Origin of the sequence: Exiguobacterium sp. s129 (assembly GCF_018617585.1) — a bacterium.
Classification (GTDB): Bacteria; Bacillota; Bacilli; order Exiguobacteriales; family Exiguobacteriaceae; genus Exiguobacterium; species Exiguobacterium aestuarii_A.
In genome coordinates, this window is sequence record NZ_JACSKL010000003.1 from 130,937 (window position 1) to 157,469 (window position 26,533).

Annotated in this window: 26 protein-coding genes; all 26 read right to left on the bottom strand. The window is 47.9% G+C overall.

The window, feature by feature from the left end:
- Window positions 1-297 carry a YlxQ family RNA-binding protein gene (locus tag KNO92_RS05215; protein ID WP_015881428.1) on the bottom strand — a complete coding sequence of 99 codons (297 nt, stop codon included), beginning with the start codon at window positions 295-297 and terminating at the stop codon, window positions 1-3.
- Window positions 294-569: an RNase P modulator RnpM gene (gene rnpM, locus KNO92_RS05220; protein WP_198930016.1), complete on the bottom strand. Its 276-nt coding sequence runs from the start codon at window positions 567-569 to the stop codon at window positions 294-296. Before rnpM ends, KNO92_RS05215 begins: the two co-directional genes overlap by 4 nt.
- Entirely contained in the window at window positions 566-1,729 is a 1,164-nt protein-coding gene (nusA, locus tag KNO92_RS05225; protein ID WP_214691843.1) for a transcription termination factor NusA, read from the bottom strand. Before nusA ends, rnpM begins: the two co-directional genes overlap by 4 nt.
- A gap of 14 nt (window positions 1,730-1,743) precedes the next feature.
- Window positions 1,744-2,214 (bottom strand): ribosome maturation factor RimP, encoded by a 471-nt coding sequence (gene rimP, locus KNO92_RS05230; RefSeq protein ID WP_015881425.1) that lies wholly within the window; start codon window positions 2,212-2,214, stop codon window positions 1,744-1,746.
- A gap of 119 nt (window positions 2,215-2,333) precedes the next feature.
- Window positions 2,334-6,608 (bottom strand): PolC-type DNA polymerase III, encoded by a 4,275-nt coding sequence (locus tag KNO92_RS05235; protein WP_251127073.1) that lies wholly within the window; start codon window positions 6,606-6,608, stop codon window positions 2,334-2,336.
- 92 nt (window positions 6,609-6,700) lie between these two features.
- Entirely contained in the window at window positions 6,701-8,401 is a 1,701-nt protein-coding gene (locus tag KNO92_RS05240; protein WP_214691841.1) for a proline--tRNA ligase, read from the bottom strand.
- A gap of 32 nt (window positions 8,402-8,433) precedes the next feature.
- The gene (gene rseP, locus KNO92_RS05245) at window positions 8,434-9,684 is read right to left on the bottom strand and encodes an RIP metalloprotease RseP (protein WP_214691840.1); all 1,251 of its coding nucleotides are present in this window, start codon (window positions 9,682-9,684) and stop codon (window positions 8,434-8,436) included.
- 3 nt (window positions 9,685-9,687) lie between these two features.
- Entirely contained in the window at window positions 9,688-10,845 is a 1,158-nt protein-coding gene (gene dxr, locus KNO92_RS05250) for a 1-deoxy-D-xylulose-5-phosphate reductoisomerase (protein WP_214691839.1), read from the bottom strand.
- 14 nt (window positions 10,846-10,859) lie between these two features.
- Window positions 10,860-11,657: a phosphatidate cytidylyltransferase gene (locus KNO92_RS05255; RefSeq protein WP_214760326.1), complete on the bottom strand. Its 798-nt coding sequence runs from the start codon at window positions 11,655-11,657 to the stop codon at window positions 10,860-10,862.
- Window position 11,658: 1 nt separating this feature from the next.
- Entirely contained in the window at window positions 11,659-12,396 is a 738-nt protein-coding gene (locus KNO92_RS05260; RefSeq protein WP_214691837.1) for an undecaprenyl pyrophosphate synthase, read from the bottom strand.
- An 84-nt stretch (window positions 12,397-12,480) separates the two neighbouring features.
- Window positions 12,481-13,041, bottom strand: coding sequence for a ribosome recycling factor (gene frr, locus KNO92_RS05265; protein WP_074034674.1), 561 nt, complete (start codon window positions 13,039-13,041; stop codon window positions 12,481-12,483).
- Window positions 13,038-13,763 carry a UMP kinase gene (pyrH, locus tag KNO92_RS05270; protein ID WP_214691836.1) on the bottom strand — a complete coding sequence of 242 codons (726 nt, stop codon included), beginning with the start codon at window positions 13,761-13,763 and terminating at the stop codon, window positions 13,038-13,040. The genes frr and pyrH overlap by 4 nt, the downstream gene beginning before the upstream one ends.
- Window positions 13,764-13,873: 110 nt before the next feature.
- Complete coding sequence (gene tsf / locus KNO92_RS05275) at window positions 13,874-14,755, bottom strand: translation elongation factor Ts (RefSeq protein WP_074034676.1); 882 nt, start codon at window positions 14,753-14,755, stop codon at window positions 13,874-13,876.
- A 117-nt stretch (window positions 14,756-14,872) separates the two neighbouring features.
- A complete protein-coding gene (gene rpsB, locus KNO92_RS05280) occupies window positions 14,873-15,613 on the bottom strand; it encodes a 30S ribosomal protein S2 (RefSeq protein WP_015881415.1) in 741 nt (246 codons plus the stop codon).
- Between the two features lie 152 nt (window positions 15,614-15,765).
- The gene (locus KNO92_RS05285) at window positions 15,766-16,152 is read right to left on the bottom strand and encodes a hypothetical protein (RefSeq protein WP_214691835.1); all 387 of its coding nucleotides are present in this window, start codon (window positions 16,150-16,152) and stop codon (window positions 15,766-15,768) included.
- Between the two features lie 12 nt (window positions 16,153-16,164).
- Window positions 16,165-16,935 (bottom strand): FliA/WhiG family RNA polymerase sigma factor, encoded by a 771-nt coding sequence (locus KNO92_RS05290; RefSeq protein ID WP_074034678.1) that lies wholly within the window; start codon window positions 16,933-16,935, stop codon window positions 16,165-16,167.
- 12 nt (window positions 16,936-16,947) lie between these two features.
- Window positions 16,948-17,433, bottom strand: coding sequence for a chemotaxis protein CheD (locus KNO92_RS05295; RefSeq protein WP_074034679.1), 486 nt, complete (start codon window positions 17,431-17,433; stop codon window positions 16,948-16,950).
- Window positions 17,426-18,025, bottom strand: coding sequence for a chemotaxis protein CheC (locus tag KNO92_RS05300; RefSeq protein WP_214691834.1), 600 nt, complete (start codon window positions 18,023-18,025; stop codon window positions 17,426-17,428). Before KNO92_RS05300 ends, KNO92_RS05295 begins: the two co-directional genes overlap by 8 nt.
- The gene (locus tag KNO92_RS05305; protein ID WP_074034681.1) at window positions 18,015-18,446 is read right to left on the bottom strand and encodes a chemotaxis protein CheW; all 432 of its coding nucleotides are present in this window, start codon (window positions 18,444-18,446) and stop codon (window positions 18,015-18,017) included. Before KNO92_RS05305 ends, KNO92_RS05300 begins: the two co-directional genes overlap by 11 nt.
- 12 nt (window positions 18,447-18,458) lie before the next feature.
- Window positions 18,459-20,447, bottom strand: coding sequence for a chemotaxis protein CheA (locus KNO92_RS05310; RefSeq protein ID WP_214760328.1), 1,989 nt, complete (start codon window positions 20,445-20,447; stop codon window positions 18,459-18,461).
- Window positions 20,448-20,466: 19 nt separating this feature from the next.
- The gene (locus KNO92_RS05315; RefSeq protein ID WP_214691831.1) at window positions 20,467-21,306 is read right to left on the bottom strand and encodes a MinD/ParA family protein; all 840 of its coding nucleotides are present in this window, start codon (window positions 21,304-21,306) and stop codon (window positions 20,467-20,469) included.
- On the bottom strand, window positions 21,285-22,358 hold the full coding sequence (locus KNO92_RS05320) for a flagellar biosynthesis protein FlhF (protein ID WP_214760330.1): 1,074 nt from the start codon (window positions 22,356-22,358) through the stop codon (window positions 21,285-21,287). The genes KNO92_RS05315 and KNO92_RS05320 overlap by 22 nt, the downstream gene beginning before the upstream one ends.
- A complete protein-coding gene (gene flhA / locus KNO92_RS05325; protein ID WP_285800683.1) occupies window positions 22,359-24,380 on the bottom strand; it encodes a flagellar biosynthesis protein FlhA in 2,022 nt (673 codons plus the stop codon).
- A 13-nt stretch (window positions 24,381-24,393) separates the two neighbouring features.
- Window positions 24,394-25,488: a flagellar biosynthesis protein FlhB gene (gene flhB, locus KNO92_RS05330; protein WP_214760335.1), complete on the bottom strand. Its 1,095-nt coding sequence runs from the start codon at window positions 25,486-25,488 to the stop codon at window positions 24,394-24,396.
- Window positions 25,485-26,255 carry a flagellar biosynthetic protein FliR gene (gene fliR / locus KNO92_RS05335; RefSeq protein ID WP_214760337.1) on the bottom strand — a complete coding sequence of 257 codons (771 nt, stop codon included), beginning with the start codon at window positions 26,253-26,255 and terminating at the stop codon, window positions 25,485-25,487. Before fliR ends, flhB begins: the two co-directional genes overlap by 4 nt.
- A complete protein-coding gene (gene fliQ / locus KNO92_RS05340; protein WP_015881403.1) occupies window positions 26,252-26,524 on the bottom strand; it encodes a flagellar biosynthesis protein FliQ in 273 nt (90 codons plus the stop codon). The genes fliR and fliQ overlap by 4 nt, the downstream gene beginning before the upstream one ends.
- Window positions 26,525-26,533: the final 9 nt, after the last annotated feature.

Sequence of the window (26,533 nt, forward strand, 5' to 3'; positions counted from 1 at the left end):
TTAAGAGAGAAGTTGCTTAAGCTTGTTCGCAAATCCGGATTCTGTCACCGATACGACGACACGCATATCTTTACCGAGTGCAGCACCAATTGTATAGCGATCGCTCACTTCAATCAGCGGCACTTGATAAGATGCACACTTGTCGGTGACTCGTTTTTTCGTCGAGGCACCTGCATCTCCGGCTAGAATGACGAGCTTGGCACGACCCGCTCGCACATCCTTTAATACAAACTCTTCTCCCATCGTTACTTTCCTTGCTCGAGCGGCAAGGCCTAACAATGATTCCCACTGACTCATGATTCGTCACCTGCGACAGCTTTCAACTGCTCATACAAGTCATCGCTCGTTTTCACTTTCAAATGATGATCGAGCGTCCGTTTTTTCTCTGCTTGACGAACAACATCGATATCTTTTGATAAGTAGGCACCGCGACCGTTCACTTTACCCGTCTGATCGATGACCACGTCACCTTCAGGCGTTCGAACGACACGAATCAATTCTTTCTTCGGGAGCATTTCTTGTGTGACCACACACTTACGCAAAGGAAGTTTCTTTTGCTTCATGGTCATTCCTCTTCTTTCACCACAGCTGTTTCAACTGAAGCATCTGATAAGTCTTGTTCAACTTCATTTTGAACAATTTCTGGTTCTGATTCAACTTTTTCAGCGAACGTATCGAACAAATCGAGTGCTTCCGCATCTGTCTCGCTCTTAATGTCGATTTTCCAACCAGTCAATTTCGCTGCGAGACGAGCGTTTTGACCACGTTTTCCAATCGCGAGTGACAATTGGTAGTCCGGTACGACGACTGTCGTCGACTTCGCAGGCTCATTGACATAGACGGCAACGACTTGTGCCGGGCTGAGTGCGTTTCGAACGAACTCTTTCGGGTCTTCAGACCAACGGACGATATCAATCTTCTCACCGTTCAACTCGTCGACGATCGTTTGAACACGTTGTCCTTTCGGTCCGACACATGCGCCGACCGGGTCAACGATATCCGAGTGCACAGCAATTTTCGAACGGTCACCTGCTTCACGCGATACAGACATGACATCGACTGTTCCGTTTGAAATCTCAGGTACTTCAAGCTCAAACAAACGGCGCAAAAGTCCCGGATGCGTACGCGACACTTGAATCGCAGCACCTGAACCTTTTGTCGTCGAATCAACTTTCGTCACGTATACCTTGATTCGGTCATGAATCTGATACGACTCGTTCGGCATTTGTTCGTTCGGAGTAAGGACTGCTTCGATGTTGTTCTCAAGACCGATGTACAAGTTGCGCGGGTCAAAACGCTCCACAATCCCTGTCATGATCTCGTCTTCTTTATCTGCGAAGTGGTTGTAGATGCGTTCACGCTCCGCTTCACGCATCTTCTGCGTCACGACTTGTTTCGCCGTCATCGCTGCGACACGTCCGAAATCACTTGGTGTGACTTCTTCTTTATGGAAATCACCGAGCTCATAGTTCGGGTCGATTTCATGTGCTTCCTCAAGCGAGAGCTGTTGGTCTGGTTGTGTGAGACGTTCGACGACTTCTAAAAGTGCGTAGACACGAATGTCTCCTGTCACCTGATCGAATTCGACTTTCACATGCTCGTTCGGGTTCGCGACGTTTCGGCGATATGCAGAAATGAGCGCTTGTTCGAGAGCGTCGATAATAATATTTTTGTCAATTCCTTTTTCTTTGGCAATCTGATCGATTGTAGTGAGTAATTGTGGACCCATCTTCTTCCCTCTCCTTAACTAAACGTGACCGCTAAGCGGGCTTGTGCAATTTTGTCTACCGGTAGCGATACCGCTTTTTTTCTCGTCTTGATGCGTGTCTCGATCACGACCGTTTCCCCATCATATGCCGTCAAAATTCCTTCAAACTCTTTGGCACCATCGATCGGAGCGAACGTTTTCATGTAGACGTTTTTGCCTACAGCACGTTCGAAATCACTCGGCTTTTTCAGCGGACGCTCCGCACCAGGACTCGAGACATCAAGATAATAAGCCTGTTCAATCGGATCGGTTTCGTTCAGTTTTTCCGAGAGTTGTTCATTGATATTGACGCAATCGTCTAAATCGACGCCCCCTGGTTTATCGATATAAACGCGCAAGAACCAGTCTGGACCTTCTTTTACGAATTCCACATCGACCAATTCCATGTTTTCTCGTTCGACGATTGGCAACGCAATCGATTCAACGACTTCTGTTATTTTGGACACTCTCATCCCTCCTTCTGGCTTTTACATACAAGAAAGGAGTAGGGTTCCCTACTCCTTTCCGTCGTAGTATCCAACTTTGTTCGATACCAATATATCATATTTTCCCGACAAATCGCAACTTACACCCCAAAATCAAAGAATGAGAGTTGGTTCTCATCAGGCAAGCCTTCAAGACATTTCATTGTATCAAGTGTCTCGATGACCGTTTTCGATAACTTCGCTCGTTTGCGTAAATCTTCTTTCGAAAGGAACTGTCCTTCCTCCCTCGCTTCGACAATCGCTTTTGCCGCATTCGTCCCGAGCCCATCGACCGCATTGAATGGAGGAATCAACGTATTGTCCTCAATCAAGAACTCTGTCGCGCTTGAACGATACAAGTCGATGTTTTGGAACTTCATGCCCCGCTCAAGCATCTCAAGGGCAAGTTCGAGGACCGTATGCAGTCCTTTATCTTTCGCTGTCGCGTCGAAACCTTTTTCCCGAATATCCGACATCGCTTTACGGACGGCTTGAGGGCCTTTGATCATTGCAGATAAGTCAAAGTCCCCGGCGCGCACGGTGAAGTATGTCGCATAGTACAAGATAGGATGATGCACTTTGAAATATGCGATACGAACGGCCATCAAGACGTATGCCGTCGCGTGCGCTTTCGGGAACATGTATTTGATCTTCTTACAAGAAGAGATATACCATTCCGGCACGTCGTTCTCTCGCATCTCTGACTCCATCTCGTCTGTGAGACCTTTCCCTTTACGGACAGACTCCATGATTTTGAAGGCGAACGATGGTTCGAGCCCTGCGTAAATCAAATAGACCATGATGTCGTCACGACAACCGATAACGTCTTTCAGTTCACACGTCCCGTTGTAAATCAGTTCATTCGCGTTCCCAAGCCACACATCCGTCCCGTGAGACAGACCTGAGATCTGAACGAGCTCCGAGAACGTGGACGGTTTCGTCTCTTCAAGCATCTGACGGACGAACTTCGTCCCAAACTCAGGAATCCCGAGTGTGCCGGTCTTCGACTCGATCTGTTCCGGTGTCACTCCGAGCACTTCTGGCGAGGAGAAAATTTTCATGACGGTCGGATCGTCTGTCGGAATCGTTTTCGGATCGATCCCGGATAAGTCTTGGAGCATCCGAATGACGGTCGGGTCATCGTGCCCGAGAATATCGAGCTTCAATAAGTTGTCATGGATGGAATGGAAGTCGAAGTGTGTCGTCTTCCATTCAGACGAGTTGTCATCCGCCGGATATTGAATCGGTGAAATGTCCGCGATGTCCATATAGTCAGGAACAACGATGATTCCACCCGGGTGCTGCCCCGTCGTCCGTTTCACGCCGGTAACCCCGGAGACGAGACGATCGACCTCCGCGTTTCGATAAATCTTGTCGTTCTCGGTCGCATATCCTTTCACGTACCCATATGCCGTCTTATCCGCAATCGTTCCGATCGTGCCGGCACGATATACATATTCTTCTCCGAACAACACCTTTGTATAGGCGTGGGCATGCGGTTGATATTCACCCGAGAAGTTCAAATCGATATCTGGCACTTTGTCCCCTTTGAATCCGAGGAACGTTTCGAACGGAATATCATGTCCATCTTTTGTATACCACGTGCCACATTCCGGACACTCTTTGTCCGGTAAGTCATATCCCGAACCGACCGATCCGTCGTTGAAGAAGTGCGAATGTTGACAGTTTGGACATACATAGTGCGGCGGTAGCGGGTTGACCTCGGTGATCTCTGTCATCGTAGCGACGAGACTCGATCCGACCGACCCACGCGACCCGACCAAGTACCCGTCGTCTAGAGATTTCTTAACAAGTTTATGTGAGATCAAGTAAATGACCGCGAATCCATGACCGATGATTGACTTCAATTCTTTTTCTAGTCGCGCCTCCACAATCTCAGGAAGCTCTTCCCCATAAATCGAACGGGCCATGTCGTAGCTCATATTCCGAACCTCGTCATCCGCGCCTTCAATTTTTGGCGTATATAAGTCATCCGGGATGATTTGGATTGATTCGATTTGATCGGCGATCGCATTCGGGTTCGTGATGACAATTTCACGTGCCAAGTCGTCACCTAGAAACTTGAATTCTTCCATCATTTCCTTCGTTGTCCGGAAGTGGGCATGTGGCAACTCTTTACGTGTATTGATGAAGTTCGCCCCACCTTGGGTACGAATCAAGATCTCACGATACGAACGGTCGGACCGATCTAAATAGTGCACATTCCCTGTCGCACATACCGGCAACTCGGCTTTCTCCGCGACACGGATGATTCGTTTGATGATTTCACGGAGCTCCATCTCATTCGCGACAATCTCTTTATCGATCAAATGGTGATATAGCGCCGGCGGGTGAATCTCGATAAAGTCGTAAAACGACATCATCTTCTCGAGCTCATCATCTGACTTGTTCAAAGCAGCGTCAAAAATCTCACCATTGTCACAAGCCGAACCAATCAATAGTCCTTCACGGCGCTTTACGAGCTCTGAACGTGGCATCCGTGCCATCCGATATAAATAATCGATATGAGAGAGTGAAATGAGTTCATATAAATGACGAAGTCCTGGCTTTTTATTTTTCGCATAAATCGTCGCATGGAACGGACGAATCTTCGACACGTCACTCCCGACTTTGGCGTTCAACGAGCGATGCGTCGTCATCTCAAACATCTGTTTGGCGAGGTCGAGAAGTTTCATCAACAAATACGCTGTCGCTTCCGCGTCATAAATCGCACGGTGATGCTGAGTCAATTCGATATCGAATCGCTTCGCAAGCGTGTTCAGTCGGTGATTTTTCAAGGTCGGCATCAACGTACGAGCCAGCTCGAGTGTATCGATGACCGGGTAATCATCCGGTTCATGACCTCCGCTCCGAAGTGTCGCCTCGAGGAAACCCATGTCGAACGATGCGTTATGGGCGACGAGGATACTGTCACCACACCATTCGACGAACTGTTTCGTGATGACTTCTGGGTCAGGTTGTCCTTGCACCATGTCATCCGTGATTCCCGTCAACTCGATTGTCGTCGCCGACAACGCATGTTTCGGGTCAGCGAACGCCTCAAAGCGGTCGATAATCTCCCCGTCCTTGATTTTGACACCAGCGAGCTCGATGATTTTATTGTAGACGGCAGAAAGACCCGTCGTCTCGACGTCAAAGACGACGTATGTTGCATCGTCTAACGACACATCACTTGGATGATACGCGACCGGGACGCCATCATTGACGACATTCGCCTCGACTCCGTACAACACTTTGATGTCGTTTTTCTTCCCGGCATAATACGCTTCCGGGAACGCTTGAACACCAGCATGGTCGGTAATCGCAATCGCACGATGTCCCCACTTAGCAGCACGCGCGACAAGAGCGGACACGTTCGTGACTGCGTCCATTTGACTCATCTGTGTATGTGCGTGGAGTTCTACCCGCTTCTCACCTTCCCATTCATCTCGGGGTGGCTCGACTTTTACTTCTTGGAGTTGCGACGCCATCATGCATAGTTCACGCATGAACGAATCATCCTCGACTCGTCCTGCCGTTTGAATCCACATGCCCTTTTTGACGGCACTGAGCATCCGATCGTCATCGTCATCGCGCGCAAACACTTTCACGATGAGCGAATCGGTATAGTCCGTCATTTTGAAAGTGAATAGCTTTTTCCCACTCTTCAGCTCTTTTCGCTCCGCAGAGAAGACGAGACCACGAATGGCGACGCGGCGTTCTTCTTCGATAATCGTCTTGATTGGAACAATCTCATCTTTGATGAGAGCACCCATCCGAATCTCTGTGATGGGTTCATCGTTCGTTTCTGTCGCTTTAGCGAATTGTGCCGCAAGAGCCATTTTCGCTTGCTCAATGTCTTCCTGAACAACTTGTTCACGTAAAGCCTGACTTGCTTCGGCATCTTCAGAGAAGTGTGCCTGACACGGTTTTTTCGTGAACCCATATGCGCTATAGAGCGCTTGGACTTCTTGACAGAGCTCTTTGTCCACATAGCTCGCCTCAGGTCCGGACCGTACCGGGATTAACAGTTTATTCTGTTCAAATCGCGGTGAGACCGATCCGAAGTAGCTTCGCATCGCCCCGGACACTTGACTCAATTCACTGACGATTCGTGGCCAGTAGTCGATATAGTCCTGCTCGCTCCCACCTTTTGCCGTCGAGAACCGCGCGTACACTTCGTCAGCGAACGTCGCGTACCGATTTTCTAACCGACTCATGAACAATTGATGGACGTCGTACGGTAAGACTGTCGGAAATGTAAAATAAAATGTCCACGTACGTCGTGTTTTATTGACGACGAGTCGTGAGAGTTCCGCTTCGTCGAACAGGTCTGTCTCAGTCGTGATCCCAAGATCACTTAATAATAGTTGCATCTTTTGATTTGCTTCCACGGGTCCGTCTTTCCCCCTTTATGCCAATTCGACAAATGAAGGTGACCGCTTACGCTGTCACCTTCATCCATTAATTAATGAACTTCGCTAAATTTTGAAGTAATGACTTGTTTCAATTCGTCGATTGAAGTTTCAATCACTTCGCCTGTGGCACGTACTTTTACTTCAACGATTCCTTCACCGGCTTTTTTCCCGACGTTGACGCGAATCGGAAGACCGATCAAGTCTGCATCGGCAAATTTGACGCCCGCTCGTTCTTTTCGATCATCGAACAAGACATCGTACGTTTGGCCGAGCTCTTCATAAAGACGATTTGCAAGTTCAACTTGCGCCTCATCTTTCGTGTTGATTGCAATCAAATGAAGATCGAACGGCGCCACGTTTCGTGGCCAGATGATTCCACGATCGTCATGATGTTGTTCGACGATGGCAGAAAGTGTCCGTGACACACCGATTCCATAGCAACCCATGATGAGTGGTTCAGCACGACCTTCTTCGTTTAAGAATGTCGCTCCCATCGCCTCTGAATAACGTGTCCCAAGTTTGAAGACTTGTCCGACTTCGATTCCGCGAGCGAAACGAACAGGACCCGACTCGTCAGGTGCTAAATCGCCTTCGACGACGAAACGTAAATCATGATAAGTCAATTCTCCTAAGTCACGCTCAGCATTTACGCCTGTGTAGTGCGTGTTTGCTTCGTTCGCTCCACAAACAGCGTCCACGAGATACTTGACCGCATAGTCGGCAACGACTTTAACTGGCGCATGGATTGGTCCGAGCGTACCTGGTGCACACTTGAACAACTCGACGATTTTTGCCTCATCTTCGAGTTGAATATCGAGTCCACCGAGTGCGTTCTTCACTTTGACCTCGTTCGCTTCGTGGTCGCCACGGACGATTGCCATCACCGTCTCTCCATCCACATTGAATAGGACAGATTTGATGGTCGTCTTTGGATCGACGTTCAAGAATTTCGCTACGTCTTCAATCGTGCGATTTTCTTCCGTGTCCACTTTTTCGAGTGGACGTACATCAGCTTGTTGCATCTCATAACGGTCGAGTGTTTCTGCCATTTCAATGTTCGCCGCATAGTTCGATGAATCGGTATAAACGATCGTGTCTTCACCGATATCAGCGAGCGCTTGGAATTCGTGCGTATCTTTCCCGCCGATTGCTCCAGAGTCTGCGACGACCGGACGATACTTAAGACCTGTGCGGTCGAAGATGCGTGAGTACGCGTTATACATGTTTGTATATTCTTCGTCTAAGTCTTCTTGTGTCGCGTGGAATGAGTATGCATCCTTCATCAAGAACTCACGTCCGCGAAGCAATCCAAAGCGCGGACGACGTTCATCGCGATACTTCGTTTGAATCTGATACAAGTTCATTGGAAGTTTTTTATACGAGTTGAGCTCGTCTCGGACGATTGATGTGATCAATTCTTCGTGTGTCGCACCGAGTGCGAAGCGACGGTCATGGCGGTCAGTCAATCGCATCAATTCAGGACCATAAATGCCCCAACGTCCCGTCTCTTCCCATAGTTCTGCCGGTTGGATGGCCGGCATCAATAACTCTTGTGCACCCGCACGATTCATCTCTTCACGGATGATTGTTTGGATGTTGTGTAACACTTTATGTCCGAGTGGAAGATAAGAATAGATTCCTGCCGCATTTTGACGGATGAATCCTCCACGGACGAGAAGTTGATGGCTGACCGCTTCCGCGTCAGCCGGTACTTCTCTCAATGTAGGCATGAGCAATCTAGATTGTTTCATACAGTTCAACGTTTCCCTTCTCTACAAACAGCTTATTTAAAGAATGATTGAATGTCGTTCCAAGTGACAATCAACATTAAGATCATCAATAAAGCGAACCCGATAAAGTGGACGAATCCTTCCTTTTTCGGATCAATTGGACGCCCTCGCACCGCTTCGAATAAGAGGAAAATCAAACGTCCTCCATCCAAAGCCGGGAGTGGGAGCAAGTTGAAGATGGCGAGGTTGACAGAAAGGAGCGCTGTCCAGTTCAACAGCATAATCAAACCGCTCGCTGCCACTTCGTCTGTCATCCGTACGATTCCGACAGGTCCTGCCAATTGATCGACACCAACTTGTCCTGTCACCAAATCACCGACTGCTGAGAAGATGAGGGTGGACATCGTCCACGTCGTCTCAGCACCTGTCGTCACGGCTTTGACCGGTGACCGCTCTAATGCGTTTGTGACACCAAGAATCCCGACCGTTTCGCCATTTTGTTCAACCGCTTGTGGTGTGACGGTGACGGTCGCCTCCTCACCATCGCGGACGTACGTGACATCCGTCGGCGTATCGGCGCGGTCAGCTAGAGCCGTGCGCAAGTCGAGCCAATCCGTGACTGGTTCGCCTTCAATCGAAACAATTTCATCTCCACTCATCAACCCTGCCTCATCAGCGGCTGAATCAGGTTGAACGGTACCGATTTGACCATCGTTCGTCGGCGTTCCTTGAACGAGACCCACGATAATGAGCAAGATGAACGCTAACACGAAATTCATCGCTGGACCGGCTGCAATCGCCAAGACCCGTTTCCATACCGATTGGGCACCGAACGTGCGATCATACGGTGCGATTTGAATTTCCATCCCTTGGTCGACAAGAAGTGTATCCCGTTCTAACGAATAGACACGCACTTCCTCATCGATGAGGAGCTGTACTTTTAATTCATGCGTCGCATCAAATTTATCGACGGTACCGACGACTTGAACATCTGTAGCGGTGTCCGGCTGAAAATAAACCCGATCCACTGTGCCTTGTTCGGTTAAACGAAGTCCAACGTGTTGCCCTGCACGTACTTCAATCGGTTCGAAATCTTCCCCAGCCATTTTGACATAGCCACCGATTGGTAAGAGACGGATGGTATAGAGCGTTTCATTTTTACGGAATGAAACAATTTTTGGACCGAATCCGATTGCAAACTCGTGACAGAGAATGCCTGCCCGTTTCGCCATGACGAGGTGTCCCCATTCGTGTACCGAAATGAGAACCCCGAACATCAGAACGATGGCGATAAAAGTCGTCATGATTTATTCCCCACCTTCAATTCCTTGCTGAATCTGTTGACGTACTGCTCGGTCTACTTCTAGAATTTGTGCGAGCGTCGGTTCGGCAATCACTTCATGTTGAGCCATCGCCTCTTCCACGAGTCGTTCAATTTCTAAGAACGTGATCTGACCGTTTAAGAACAGGTCCACTGCCATCTCATTGGCCGCATTCAGGACTGTCGGCATCGAGCCGCCGATTCTTCCTGCTTCAAACGCTAACCGAAGTGCCGGATAACGGTTGAAATCAGCCTCTTGAAAATGTAGCTTACCGATTTCTTTCAAGTTTAACCGCTTATTCCCCTCAATTTCAAGCCGCTTCGGTTCCGAAAGCGCATAGAGAATCGGTCCCCGCATATCCGGGTTTCCGAGTTGTGCCATCACGGCTGCATCTTTAAATTCGACCATCGAGTGAATAATCGATTCACGATGCAAGATGACTTCAATATCATTATAATCGATATCGAACAGCCAGTGTGCCTCGATCACCTCGAGCCCTTTATTAAACATTGTCGCAGAGTCGATTGTGATCTTCGCCCCCATCGACCAGTTCGGATGATTCAATGCATCTTCAACCGTCACGTCGGCTAATTCTTCCCGCGAACGGTCACGGAAGCTTCCACCAGACGCTGTTAAAATAATTTTTGAAACATCTTCTCTTCGTTCCCCATTCAAACATTGGTAGATGGCAGAATGCTCGCTATCGACCGGTAAAAGTTTAACTCCATGTTCTTTCACGGCCGCCTTGACGAGGTGCCCTGCCGTAACGAGTGTTTCTTTGTTGGCGAGTGCAATATCTTTTCCTGCTTGAATCGCAGCAAGCGTCGGCTCGAGACCGACCGCTCCCACGACTGCTGTCACGACGATATCCGCGCGTTCTGCCGTCGCACACTCTTTGAGACCTTCAGGACCGATGAAATATAGAGGTTCATATGTAAGGCGCGGCTTCAATTGTTCGAGTACCTCGATACTTGTCGCCGACACATATTTTGGTCTAAGTCGATTGATCCATTCCGTGGCAACATCGACGTTCGTGCCGAACGCATACGCCTCTAATTCAAACAGGTCGGGGTGCTGTTCGATGACGTCACATGTCTGCACGCCAATCGAACCTGTCGCCCCAATTAAGCTAATTCGCTTCATCTCGACACTCCTTCTTATAGCAGATTAAACACCCAAATGACGGTAAAAACCGCAATCATACTGTCGAACCGGTCAAGGATTCCTCCGTGGCCAGGTAAGAGATGACCTGAATCTTTTACTCCGAACTGACGTTTATAAGCGGATTGTACCAAATCACCGAGCTGTCCGACGACGGCAACGACAATGGCTAAAATAATCACTTCTAATACCGGTAAAATCGGATCGATCCAGACGAAGATGATGCCGAGTATAATGGCCGATACAATTCCGCCGATTGCCCCTTCAATCGTCTTATTCGGGCTGATCGATGGCCATAATTTTGCCTTCCCGAACGCCTTTCCAGTGAAATAGGCTCCAGAATCCGTTGCCCAAATCATGAACAAGATGAGCAACACTTTCGACAACCCGTCGTCAGATAGGCGTACGAGTGCGAAACTTGAGAAACCGACGACCAAGTAGACAGCGGATACGAAATAGAATCCCGCATCTTCATAGGTGAATCGATTTTTTGTGACGACTGTCCAAAACAGTAATAACACAAGCCCTAACACGAGCCACTGTTCAATCGTGAACGGCATCTCGTCCGTGACGATTCGTGTTTCCAGTAACAACAAGACGAATGGGAAAGCAACGAGGAGCGATGTCACTAAAAATGGGAACGCCAACAGCTTATGTTTTCGCATCAACGTGAACTCGCTCAATCCAATGAGGGCGAGAATCCCCATTAAAGAAACAAATGCGTTACCACCGAGTGCGATGACGGTAATAAAGATTGCGCCTGCCCATAGGCCTGTAATAATTCGTGTCTTCATGTTACACCCCACCAAAACGTCGCGTGCGCGCGTTGTAAGATTCAATCGCTTCTACAAAATGCTCACGCTTAAATTCCGGCCACAATACTTCTGTGAAGTGGAGTTCAGCATATGCGCTTTGCCATAGTAAAAAGTTTGACAGTCGTTGTTCACCGCTCGTACGTATGATGAGGTCCACATCTTGAACGTGAGTCATGAGTCGTTCACCGATCAACTGATCATCCACTGCGTCTGGTACTAGCATACCAGACTGTACATCCTCGGCAATGCTACGCATCGCTTGGACGAGTTCATCTCGACCACCATAGTTGAGTGCAAAGACGAGTTTTAAACCTGTATTTGTAGCGGTCCGTTCTCTCGCCTGATCGACAGCCTCACGCGTCTCGCGTGGAAGTTTCGTCGTGTCACCAGCGACGAGCACCTGGACGTTTTGTTCATGAAGTTCTTTCAAATCGGTCTCTAAAAACTGTTTCGGCAACTTCATCAAGAACGAGACTTCCTCTTCCGGACGAGTCCAGTTTTCCGTAGAGAACGCGTAAAGCGTCAGTGACTGAATCCCGAGTTCTTGCGCTGTCCGAACCGCTTCACGGATTGACTTCATCCCTTCTCGGTGACCCATGATGCGAGGGAGACCACGTTTTTTGGCCCAACGTCCATTTCCATCCATGATGATGGCTACGTGCTCAGGAACACTTAATTCTGCCTCGATTTTTGTTTTAGGATTCACCCATTTAAACATTCTGTTATCCTCCTGATTGTATGAAAGAAGGACCCTCTCAGAAAAAGGGTCCCCACACAGCTTTTTGGTATACCACTTCCGTGATTACACTTCCATGATTTCTTTTTCTTTCGTTGCTGCAGATTCATCAATCTTCTTGATATACGAATCCGTCAACGTTTGAACGTCATCTGCATATCCGCGGAGATCGTCTTCTGTTAACTCGCCATCTTTTTCGAGTTTTTTCAAGTTTTCGTTAGCGTCACGGCGAACGTTACGGACAGCGACTTTCGCCTCTTCCGCATATTTTTTCGTGATTTTAACCAGTTCTTTACGACGTTCTTCCGTCAAGGCAGGAATCGCCAAACGGATGACTGTTCCGTCAGAAGATGGAGACAAGCCGAGGTCTGCCTTTTGAATCGCTTTTTCTACTTCTGAAACCATTGATTTATCCCATGGTTGAATCAAGAGCAAGCGCGCTTCTGGTGTATTGATGTTTGCCACTTGATTGAGTGGTGTTGGAACACCATAGTAATCAACTTGAACAGGATCCAAAATCGATGCGCTGGCACGGCCAGTGCGAAGCGTACCAAAATCACGTTTCAGTGACGTGTGCGCTTTTTCCATTTTTTCTTCAGCTGTTTGCAATACTTCTTTGACACTCATGAATTGACTCCTCCTACTACCGTCCCGATATGTTCCCCGAGTACGACACGTTTAATGTTACCTTCTTCAAGCAATGAGAATACAATCAATGGAATGTGATTGTCCATACAGAGTGATGTTGCCGTTGAGTCCATGACTTGAAGCCCGTCTTTTAAGACATCAAGGTATGACAACGACTCATATTTCACTGCAGTGGCATCCAATTTTGGATCGGCAGAGTAGACGCCGTCCACATTGTTTTTACCCATTAAAATGACATCGGCTTCGATTTCAGCAGCGCGAAGTGCAGCTGTCGTATCCGTTGAGAAATATGGGTTTCCTGTACCCGCTGCAAAGATGACGACGCGACCTTTTTCAAGGTGACGCATTGCCCGGCGACGAATGTATGGCTCAGCAACTTGTCGCATTTCAATTGATGTTTGGACGCGCGTTTGGACACCGTACGTTTCAAGGCTGTCTTGAAGGGCAAGTGAGTTTAAGACAGTCGCGAGCATTCCCATGTAGTCTGCATTTGCCCGGTCCATTCCAAGTTCACTACCCGTCTTTCCACGCCAAATGTTTCCGGCACCAACAACCACGGCCACTTCTACACCCAACTCGATCAATTCTTTAATTTGATTTGAGATTGAGTTTACAATGTTAGGGTCAATCCCATAACCTTGATCTCCAGCGAGCGCTTCTCCACTCAATTTTAACACAATTCGTTTATATTTCGGTTCCATAACTTTGCCTCCTCTTGCTTGAAAAAAGGGAACACGCTCCCTTAACGAACTAACTCAAGGTTATAAAGACGTGTTCCCAATTTTGATTGCATCATATACGATGACGCAGATTATTTTTTAAGTTGGTTCATAACTTCTTCAGCAAAGTTCTCTTCACGTTTCTCCATACCTTCTCCTACTTCGAAGCGTACGAATGAGTTGACTTTCCCGCCTTTAGATTCTACATACTTACCAACTTTGAAGTCGCCGTCTTTTACGAACGTTTGGTCTACGAGGCAGATTTCCTCGAAGTACTTGTTCATGCGACCAGCAATCATCTTCTCAACGATGTTAGCAGGTTTGCCTTCGTTAAGAGCTTGCTCAGTCAAGACTTTCTTCTCACGGTCGATTTCTTCAGCTGATACTTCATCGCGTGTCGCGTAAAGTGGACGTGCTGCTGCAACGTGCATTGCAACGTCTTTTGCAACTGTTTCGTCAGACGTGCCGTCGATTACGACTACAGAACCGATGCGACCACCCATGTGGAGGTACGTACCGAATACAGCGTCGTCAGCTTTTTCAAGAACAGCCACACGGCGGAGTGAGATTTTCTCTCCGATTGTAGAAGCTTCTTCTTGGATGTACGTTTCAAGCGTTTTGCCTGCTTCGTAATCAGCTGCGAGTGCTGCTTCTGCAGTTGTTGCGCCTGAAGCGAGTACTGCTTTTGCTACGTTGTTGACGAGTGTTTGGAACTTTTCGTTCTTCGCAACGAAGTCTGTTTCTGAGTTGATTTCGACGAGCACAGCTTTGTTGCCTTCAACTGCTACTGCTGTCAAACCTTCAGCGGCGATACGATCACCTTTTGCTGCTGCTTTAGCGATTCCTTTTTCGCGAAGGAAGTCGATTGCTGCTTGCATGTCACCGTCTGTTTCAACGAGTGCTTTTTTGCAATCGAGCATTCCTGCTCCTGTTTTTTCACGAAGTTCTTTTACCATTGCTGCTGTAACTGCCATCGGAAATTCCTCCTTGTAAAACTTACGAATTTTAAGAAAAAGCACGAGGCTTTTTGAATACTTGTCCTAAAAAAAGGTGATAAAAGGCTTTCCCTTTATCACCTATTGTCTCACTGATTACTCAGCTTCTGTAGCTTCAGCTTCTGTCGCTACAGCTTCTTCAGCAACTTCTTCTTCACCTTGCTTCGCTTCGATGATCGCATCTGCCATTTTCGAAGTGAGCAATTTAACTGCACGAATTGCATCGTCGTTCGCTGGGATAACGTAGTCGATTTCATCTGGGTCACAGTTTGTATCGACAATCGCAACGATTGGGATGTTCAATTTGTGAGCTTCCGCGATTGCGATACGCTCTTTACGTGGGTCAACGATGAAGAGGGCGTCAGGCACACCAGGCATATCCTTGATTCCGCCGAGGAACTTCTCAAGACGAGTCATTTCTTTTTTCAAGATGATGACTTCTTTCTTAGGAAGTACTTCGAACGTGCCGTCTTCTTCCATTTTTTCGAGTTGCTTCAAGCGGTTAATACGCTTTTTGATTGTTGAGAAGTTAGTGAGTGTTCCACCCAACCAACGCTCGTTAATGAAGAACATACCAGAACGGATTGCTTCTTCTTTGATTGTATCTTGAGCTTGTTTTTTCGTACCAACGAAGAGGACGTTTCCGCCTTCTGCCGCGAGTTCACGAACAAAGTTGTAAGCTTCGTCTACTTTTTTGACCGTTTTTTGAAGGTCGATGATGTAGATCCCGTTACGCTCTGTAAAGATGTATTTCGCCATTTTTGGGTTCCAACGGCGTGTTTGGTGACCGAAGTGTACACCAGCTTCAAGCAATTGCTTCATTGAAATTACTGCCATGATAAATTTCCTCCTTGTGGTTTAAAAAAGTCCTCCGCCTCGTTCATTGTTGTATTCCGACCTTTCGGCACCGAGGAATATCATCCCGAGACGTGTGTGATGTGTTTAACACCGAGAACTACTATAGCATATGTCACGAAATCCGGCAACTCTCACTTTTTGCGAAGTTTCGCATATAGCGCGAGTTCACCTTCCCCTTTTCCGAGGATGCGGGCCGCGTCTCGAACCGAATGGCGCAGTAACACATCGTCTACGTCAACCGACGTTGTTGAGTTCTCTTCATTCAACTCATCGGACACGGACTCAATGTTTGCTTCAACAAGTATTGAGTCTTCCTGATGAACGTCCGCTTTACGCTCTACCGGTTCTTTCGTGACAAGGTCGTTCATCGACTCCATGAACGAGAGAAGCAACGTCTCCGTCTCCTGTTTCTCTCGTTCGAGTCGCTCAACCCGTTCTTGTAACGCCTGGACTTGACGGTACCCGAATAAAAAACCGTAAGCACCCAAACAAGCCGTGATCACATATACAATATACACTTGTTCATCTCCTTACGATGTCTTTTCTTCTAAATACGACCGTCCGAGTGCCTGCTTTAACGTCTTCAACGCTTTTGAATGGATTTGAGAAATGCGGGAAGTCGATAATTCGAGCACTTCCCCAATCTCAGTCAATGTCAATTCATCAAAATAAAATAACGATACGACGAGCCGTTCTTTTTCCGATAGATGGTCTACTTCTGTCGCGAGCACATCAATCAACTCCCGTTGAAGGAGTGTGTCTTCCGGTTTTTCGGAGTCCGGGTCGAAGTACGTGACTGACATGACTTTGCCTTCCTCTTGTAACGTCACGGCCTCGTCGATCGACAACATGTTGGCGAAATACCCTTCTGCCATCGTTCGTTCGATTTCTGAAACAGGAAGATCACAAGCAAGCGCCAACTCATTCTTCGTCGGAGCGCGATGAAGTGATTGTTCAAGTTGTTCTGCCGCCTGATCGATTTTTTTCACTTTCTCACGAACCGATCGAGGCAACCAGTCTACTTTTCGCAACCCATCGATGATGGCTCCTCGAATTCGAAATGCAGCGTACGTATCAAATTTATTATTATGCTCTGGATCATATTTCATAAGGGCATCGTACAATCCCATGTAACCCAAACTTTTCAATTCGTCGCGTTCGACGCTCTTTGGAAGCGTCACGATCATCCGTTGTACGTGGTAGTGGATGAGAAACTCGTAATGTGCTAGTAATTCGTTTGCTGTATCCATATCACGGTCCGTATTCCAGCGATCCCACAACTGTGTAAGATGAGTCGTCATGTCGATCCCCCCTTATAGTTCTTTCGTACCTACGCTCACCGTCCGAATCGATAAGACCGATGTCGCAACATCGAATTCAATCGTCCGTCCGTTATGACCGCCACAATCTTCGGCCACGAGCGGAATCCGATGAACCTTTAATGCTTGACGAATCGCCTCGGCGTTCCGTTCGCCGATTCGCATCGCTTCATTCTCATATTTGAATTGAAACATTTGTGCCCCACCAGCCATTTTTGCTTGTAACCGTGTCGCTCCCTCTCGTTTAAGAGAACGGACGAGCGTATCGATGGCTGTGTCCGCATATTTTCCTACTTCAATCGCTTGATTCTTCCTCGCAATGGTCGAGTCGGGTAACATAACATGCGCCATTGCCGCCAATTGGAGGCGAGTGTCATATAAGATGACACCTACACACGAACCAAGTCCGGCTGTCCGTAACCGATTCGGTGCCGTCGTTTGCTTCCACTCGGCGATGCCAATTTTTAAAACGTCAGCCATGACCAATCAACCGTTCTTGAATGCGTTTGAGTGAACCATGTGTTGGTAGGAACAACACATGTCCTGCACTTACTTTTTGATCAATCATAAAGGTCGTATCGATATACAGTGCGGCGTCTTCCTCAGGTTGAACCGATGTGACGACAAACTCGACGATCGATCCCGCCATATCGATTGCGGTTGCCGGTACTTGGATCATGATTGGAGTCTGCAACCAATCACCAAGTGCCCGTGCATACGCACCGCTCATAATATTCCCGACTTCTTCCCAGGCCGATTGGCCGAGTTCATCACCAGATTGGAATGAGAACGGCATGCCGATCAAAGTCGAGACCATCTGTTCGGCGTCCTCAACGGCAAATAAAATAAGAATCATACCACGAATCTCACCGTCTAACTCGAGTAGCACCGAAGCGACATGTCGCTCCGGACCACCAACCCGATCCGGTAAATAGGAGATTGGCTCCATCTCGGCCGAAGAGACCGTGATGTTTACCGGTTTGGCTAACATGGCGGATAAAGCAGTTGCCGCATGTCCAGACCCTATATTTCCCAGTTCCTTTAACAGATCTTGCTCAAACTCACTCAGCATATTGTTCCTCAAACAACGCATTCGCATCGAGAAGCGAGAAGAGTTTGTCTTCCCCTTTAGCGATTGCTGTCAAGTGTGCTGAAATCATGTCGCGACTCGACTCCGGAATCGGTTCAATCCGCACTTCATCACTTTCGACAACTTCATTTGCCCGGTCAACGATAAAGCCCGCGTCCCCTTGATTCAATGACGCGATTAAAATACGTGTCTCATCCGTCGGTTCGATTTCTTCATAACCGAGGCGTAAACGAAGATCGATGACCGGTGTGACGACACCCCGAAGGTTGATGACCCCTTTCACGTGTGACGGGGCGTTCGGGACGCGTGTGATTGGCTGAAGCCGCTCGATTGAACGGACCGATTGCACATCGATCCCGTACGTATTTTCTTCAAGTGAAAAGACTACCCATTTCTGTTCCATCTATATTCCTCCTTAAAAGAGATCGTTACTATCTACGATAAGGGCGACGCGACCGTCACCAAGTATGGTCGCACCTGAGATAGCTGGAATCCCTTCAAGATACGTACCGAGCGGTTTCATGACAATTTCTTGTTGGCCAATCAAATCGTTGACGACGACGCCGACGAGTTTGTTGCCTTTTCGAACGACGACGACCGGGAATTGGGATTTCGTCTCTGATTCGATCCCGAACATTTCTTTCAAATAGACGAGTGGAACCAATTGCCCACGGAAATCAAAGACGCGCTCACGATGCGCCGTCAAAATGTCTGCCTCATCAAGTAAAGTCGTCTCAAGAATCGATGACAACGGAATCGCATACGATTCCTCGCCGACTTGTACGAGCATGGCCGAGATAATCGAGAGGGTGAGTGGCAAGCTGACTTGGAATTTTGTCCCTTGTCCCGCTACCGTCTCTAACGAAACGACACCACCGAGCGACTCGATTTTATTTTTGACGACATCGAGCCCGACACCACGACCTGAAAGGTCTGTCACCACGTCTGCTGTCGAGAAACCTGGGGCGAAGATCAACATCGCCAACTCATTCTCAGACATCATGGTCGCCTCTTCATCTGAAATGACACCACGCTCCAACGCTTTAGCACGAACTTTGTCGACATTGATCCCTGCGCCATCATCTTCAATTTCGATAAAGACACGGTTCCCGCCGTGATAAGCACGAAGGGCGAGCATGCCTTGTTCCGGCTTTCCAGCTTGTACGCGAACTTCTGGACGTTCGATCCCATGGTCGATTGCATTCCGAATCAAGTGAACGAGCGGGTCGCCGATCTCATCGATGACCGTCCGATCTAGTTCTGTCTCGGCACCTGAAATATCCAATTGAACTTTCTTATGAATATCTTTTGCGACTGAACGCACCATACGTGGGAAACGATTGAACACTTGCTCGATTGGCATCATGCGAAGTGTCAAAACAAGAGATTGTAGTTCATTTGTACCTCGCTTGATTTTTTCAACCGTTTCATTCAATTCTGGTTGCCCTACCTCGTCAGCAAGTCGTTCCAAACGTCCACGATCGATGATAAATTCTTCAAACAAGTTCATGAGACGATCAATTCGTTCCAAGTTGACGCGAATCGTCTTCGCTTGAGCCTGGGCCGCAACTTGTTCTTTCGTATCTTTTTCTTCTTGGTCTGAAGCTGTCTGCACTACTGGTTCCGGAACTACCGCTTCAGCTGTCACTGCGACTTCTGGTTCGCTTTCTGGCGCTCCTGTGAACACATTGACTTCGACACGTTCCACTTCCGATACTTGGGCGATGGCGTGTTCGATGACTTCCGCAGTCTCTTGTGAGAGGAACAAGACGTCAAACGACAAGTCGAATTGCTCTTGTTCAATTTCTTCTGTCTCCGGATGCGTTCGTACCACTTCGCCTAGTTCTTGAAGGCGATCAAACACCATGTACGCCCGAGCCGCTTTCAAGACGACAGCGTCTGATAGTTTCACAGTAATCTGATACGCCTCAAACCCAGTTTGTTTCGCCTGGTCAATGACCGAGTTTGTGTAAAGGTCGACGTCGAATGTACTCGACTCTTTCGCTTCGGTGACCACGACCTCTTTCCCACCGATGAATGATTGGAAGGCGGCAACCGTTTCAGAAACATCCACGTTTGCTCCTTGTCCCCCGTTCTCGATGTCGGCGATCATGTCTTCCATTTGTTCCATAGCGATGAACATCGTATCCAACAAAAGTTGGTTACTTTCTTTTTTACCGCCACGGACGAGGTCGAGTGCACTTTCCATCTCATGCGTTAAATTGGCGACGCGTTCGTACCCCATCGTCGAAGACATCCCTTTTAACGTATGCGCAGACCGGAAAATCTCTTGAACGACATCCGCCCCACCCGACTGTTCTAACTTAAGTAACTGTGTGTTGATCGATTGGATATGTTCTTGGGATTCATCTAAAAACAACCCTAAGTATTCGTTCACGTCCATCTTCTTTGCCTCCCTGTCATTATACTCGGTTCCATTGTTTCCGTAAGTTCCCCATCAAACGGTCCATCAAGTGACGTGGTTTTGGAGGCGTTCCCGTAAGCGTTGTCAAAATTCGTTCGAGCCGCCAGCTAATATCACTTTTTCGATTGTATTGATAAAACGGGACTTGTGCGATGACTGCCTTTCGGACTGAAGGGTCATCCGGTAAAAATCCGAGGAATCGAATCGTCATATTTAAGAACTGCTTGCATGCGACTTCCATCCGTTCGAAACATTGCAGTGCTTCCTCTCCAGACTGAGCTCGGTTCACGATGACGCCGAGTGGTAAGTCGGGATATTGATGATGCACTAGTTTTGTATATGCGTACCCGTCCATGAGCGAAGTCGGTTCCGGTGTTAAAATCAAAAACATTTCGTCACACCCCGCAATAAATTGTAGCGAGGTGTCCGTCGCCCCGGCGCCCATATCGAAGAGGACGTAATCATATGCGGTCAGTACTTCGAGTTCTCGCATGAGAAATTGCATGTCATCTTCTGAGAGATGGACGAGTTGGTCTTGTCCACTCCCTCCATGTAATATATCGACACCATATACATTTTTCTGAACAGCTGCAGCCAATGGAATACGAGCTTTTACAGACTCAATCATCGTTCTCGACTTCATAGCGTTCATTAAAATATGGACGTTGGCCATCCCGATATCAAAGTCGACGATTAACACCCGTTTCCCGAGTTCCGAAAGGGCGATGGCCGTGTTGACGCAAACGTTCGTCTTTCCAACGCCGCCTTTCCCGCTCGCAAAAGCGATGGTCGTCGGATGGACATCATTGATTGCTCTTAAACGCCTTGCTTGGTCCATCTGGCCCACCCTTCTTTCTCAAACAGTCGTTTCGTCAATGCCTCCGCATCTCCTCGAATCAAATCATCTGGCACTTCTTGACCGTCTGTCATCCATGCGACAGGCAAGCCGCTCTTTTTCACCATTCGATACATCGCGTGGATGTCACTCGTCTCATCCGCTTTAGTGAAGATGAGCGAACTGAGGGGGAGGGATTCGAACTGGGAATAAATCATATCCATATCTTTCATTTTGGATGTCAAACTCAATACAAGCGATAGACTCGTTTCCGTGAAGTCATGATGTTCGTGAAATTGTTCAACGTAGGCTGGGTCTCGGAAGTTTCGACCTGCCGTATCGATCAATACAATATCTTTTCGCGCAAATAATTGCTTCGCTCGCTTAAAATCATGAAAGTCATATGCCACTTCGACAGGGATATTCATAATTTCAGCGTACGTCTTCAACTGTTCGATGGCCGCGATTCGATACGTATCTGTCGTAATCAGCCCGACCGTTTTGCCTTCTGTCAATTTGAAATGTGCAGCTAGTTTGGCAAGTGTCGTCGTTTTTCCGACACCAGTCGGTCCGACGAGCATGACATAGCGCTTCGCTTCAGGTGGCTCGACGAAAGTCGATTTAACTTGCTCATACACGAATCGTTCTGCTACTTCCACAGACTTCGTCGTATAGTAAAGCTCGTTCAACGTCTCTTCCCATGACTCTTCTGCGAACGACTCCGTCGAAAGTAACGCGTCGATGTGCTGTAGTGACGAGTGCAGCCTTGGTGCTGTCCCTCCTACCATACGAGGTGTTGACGTTACTTGAGGTGATGGCGTTGGTGCAGGTGCTGTGGTCGGCTCTGGCCGAACCGATTCTGTTCGCCTTGGCTTCGTGACCGCCTTCTCTTTTTCGAGTGCGGCGATGACTTCCACTTGTTTCGAAGCGAATAAACCAAACCATCCGGTCTTCACTTGCCGCGAATTGAGGATGACCGCTTCATCACCTAGCTCTTGCTTCACTTTCGTCATCGCCTCAGCCATCGTTTTCGCTGTAAATTTTTTAATTTGCATTTAAATCACCCCAATACTTTTCACTTCGACGGAACTGAGTAACTCGTTATAGGCCAAAACAGGCACATCTGGATAATATCGTTCGAGCAATTGTCGAACAAATAGTCGAATCGTCGGTGAACATAAAATGACTGCCGATGCACCGTAGCGTCCGAACATCGACAATTGTTCGCCCGTACGTTCGATGATCTCACGTGCTTGCTCCGGGTCGAGCGCCAAATAGTTCCCAAACTCGGTCTTTTGTACGGCATCTTGAACGGTCTGTTCCGTCTGACCACCTAACGTGACCACATACAATGGGCCTTCTGGTGGCTTGACTTGGTCGGTCAGCTGACGAGACAATCCTTGGCGACAATATTCCCCGAGGATTTCTGCATCTTTCGTTACCTTTCCGTAGTCTGCCATCGTCTCGAACAAGAGAGGCAAGTTTCGAATCGATACGCTCTCTTGTAATAAGTGACGTAGTACTTTTTGAATTTCACCGATCGAGAGGACTGAAGGCGTCACATCTTCTACAAGTACCGGATGAGTTTCCTTCAAGTGCTCGACGAGTTGTTTCGTTTCTTCACGACCGAGTAAATCAGCGGCATGCTTTTTCAGCGTTTCGGTCAAATGTGTCGCGACGACGGATGGTGGGTCTACGACAGTGTACCCACTCATTTCAGCTCGCGTCCGTGTCTCCTCATCAATCCAAAGGGCAGGAAGTCCGAATGCCGGTTCCGTCGTTTCAATTCCATATACTTCTGGGTCTTCAATCCCTGGGCTCATCGCCAAGTAATGGTCGAGTAACAACTCCCCTTCTGCGACGACGTTTCCTTTCACCTTGATGCGATACGCGTTCGGCGAGAGTTGTAGGTGGTCGCGAATACGAACCGTCGGCAAGATAAAACCGAGTTCGAGTGCAAGCTGACGACGAATCATGACGACACGATCTAACAAGTCACCGCCTTGTGACTCATCCGCAAGGGGAATCAAGCCGTAACCGAACTCGAATTCAATCGAATCGATTTGTAAGAGCGAGACGACAGATTCTGTCGGAGCCATCGAAGGTTCTTCTTCCATAATCGGTTCCTCCGTTGCCTGCCGGATGTTTCGTCGCATCGTATACGCTCCGAAGAACGCTGTACCTGCGATGATCATCGTCACCGGAATAAGTGGAGGTGACACGAAACCGAGCAAGAAGACGATGCCTCCTGCGATATAGAGAAGCGATGGGTTTTGACCGAGCTGGTCGATGACATCCTCCCCTAAATTGCCGTCTGAGACGGCACGGGTCACGATGATCCCGGTCGCCGTTGAAATCAAGAGTGCCGGGATTTGACTGACGAGTCCGTCCCCGATCGTCATAAGCGAGAATGTTTGGAATGCCTCGCCGACCGGTAGTCCCATTTGAACGACGCCGATAATGATTCCGAAAATCAAGTTAATCGTCACGATGATGATTCCGGCGATAGCATCCCCTTTGACGAACTTGGATGCCCCATCCATCGAACCGTAAAAGTCGGCCTCGCTTTGAATTTTACGGCGACGCATCTGCGCTTCCTTGTCATCAATCAATCCGGAGTTCAAGTCAGCATCGATGGCCATCTGTTTCCCTGGCATTGCATCGAGTGTGAAGCGGGCGGATACCTCAGACACACGCTCGGCACCTTTTGTAATGACGACGAACTGAATGATGACGAGGATCAGGAAGACGACGAATCCGACAAGGACATTTCCTCCGATGACGAAGTCACCAAACGTCGCAATAACTTCCCCTCCATACCCGTTCGAGAGAATCGAGCGGGTCGTCGATACGTTCAATCCGAGACGAAACAACGTCACGATCAATAAGAGAGAAGGAAATACGGAGAAGTCAAGCGCTTCTCTGGCATTCATCGCCACAAGTAAGATCATGAGGGCGATTAAAATATTTACGATGATTAAAAAGTCTAATAAAAAGCCCGGTAACGGGATGATCAGCATGATGACAATCATCAAGACACCAATCAAAACTGCAAAGTCTTTTGCTTTTACTGCCAACACATACTCCTCCTCAAGACGGTTGCTTCATTTGATAGACGAACGCGAGCACTTCCGCGATTGCTTGGTAGAATGATTCGTCCACCACTTCTCCAATATCGATTTGTGCGTAGAGCGCACGTGCGAGCGGCTTGTTCTCGACAATCGCCACATCGTGCTCTTTTGCGACATCTCGAATATGAAAGGCGACTCGGTCGACCCCTTTTGCGACAACGAGCGGCGCAAAATCTTTCGTGTCATCGTAGCGGATGACGACCGCGTAATGGGTCGGGTTTGTGATGACGACGTCGGCATTCGGAATTTCTTGCATCATCCGTCGCATCGCCATTTCCCGTTGTTGCTGCTTAATCTTGGATTTGATGAGTGGGTCACCTTCTGAGTTTTTATACTCGTCCTTAATGTCTTGCTTTGACATTCGAATCGATTTTTCGAAATCAAATCGTTGGTAAAAAAAGTCGAGTAATGCGAGTGCGAGCAAGGCGACACTCACCCAGAGCCCAAGCTCAATCGTGATACCCGCGAGCGCGACGATGGATTCTCGAATCTGCTCGACGGCCATACGGGACAATTCTTTTTGGTTTTGCCAAAGGACAGCGACAGCGGTTGTCAGGATGATTAAAAATTTGAATAAGGACTTTAAAAATTCGACGACCGCTTTCATACTGACAATGCGTTTCACCCCTTTAATCGGGTCGATACGTTCGAGCTTTGGCTGAATCGCTTCTAACGAAAATAGCGTTCCAACTTGTAGATAATTGATGAGAATCCCAAAGACGACAGCAACGATAAAGAACGGTGCCAAAATCAGTCCGACTCGAAGCATTAAGTCGATGACCATCCCCGACATGCCCTCAGATACATTGAATAGTAAATATTGCGGGCTAAGTAAATCTCCGATTAGTGAAAGTAGCTGTTGCCCGATGAATGGTCCGAAGAATGACAGCATGAGAAACATGGCAAAGAGTGCGAATGCCCCCGTCAAATCAGCAGATTTGGCGACTTGCCCTTTCTTTCGTGAGTCTTCTCGTTTACGTGGTGTCGCTTTTTCTGTTTTTTCACCTGCAAAAAACTGCAGATTGACCGATAAAGGATATAGAGGCTTCTTCATGAGGCATCTCCTAGCATGAGCATAAAGTCGCGCATCACTTCTTGTAACAATGGAATGAACTGACTAATTCCTGTCAATGTCAATCCCATTAACAACACCATGACGGAAAATCCAGCAATAAGTTTGAAGGAAAAGCCGATTGCAAAGATATTGAACTGTGGTGCTGATTTTGCTAAAAATCCAAGTGCCAAATCAACAAGCAGTAATGATGCCATCATCGGTAAGGCCAGCTGCAAGGCGACCATCATCGTCATCGTGACGACTTTCACCGCCATCATGAGTGAGGCTTCCGAGAAGTTGATCATCGGTTGACCGGGTGGATAGATTTGAAAACTGTAATAAATGCCGTCAATCAGGAGTAAATGTAAATTACTCGTCAATAAAATAAACAAGGTAAATATATAATAAAATCGTCCAATGAGTGGAGACTGTCCGCCAAACATCGGATCATATGCGGAAGCCATCGCTAATCCGAGTTGAAGATCGATGACCCCTCCGGCAATTTGTGGAGCGAAAAAGAGGATGTTAATCAATAGACCGAGTAACAGTCCAATCATGACTTCATAGACTACTTGAAGGACGAAAGCATTCGTCATCACGATTGGCTCAGTCAATGTGAACATCGCGTAATACGCTAAGAATGCACTGAACCCGACGCGATGCATGACCGGCAACTGCCTCGTCGAGAATAACGGGACACTGACAAAAAAGCCAGAAAGTCGCGCAAACGTCAGACCGTACATACTGATGAAGTCGACCACATTCATTTCGAAGCGACCTCGACCATCAGCTCAAAAATCAATCGAGTGAACCCTTCAATTTGTTGAAGCATCCACGGTCCGAAGATGACAAGACCGATGAAGACCGAGATAATTTTTGGAACGAACGAAAGCGTTTGTTCTTGAATTTGAGTCGTGGCCTGTAAAATCGAGATCACGAGACCGACAATCAGTGAAATGAGTAGCAATGGCATTGAAATTTTTAATAATGTCCACACACTCTCTGTTGCCAAGTAAATGACCATTTCTTGTGTCATGTCCGTTCC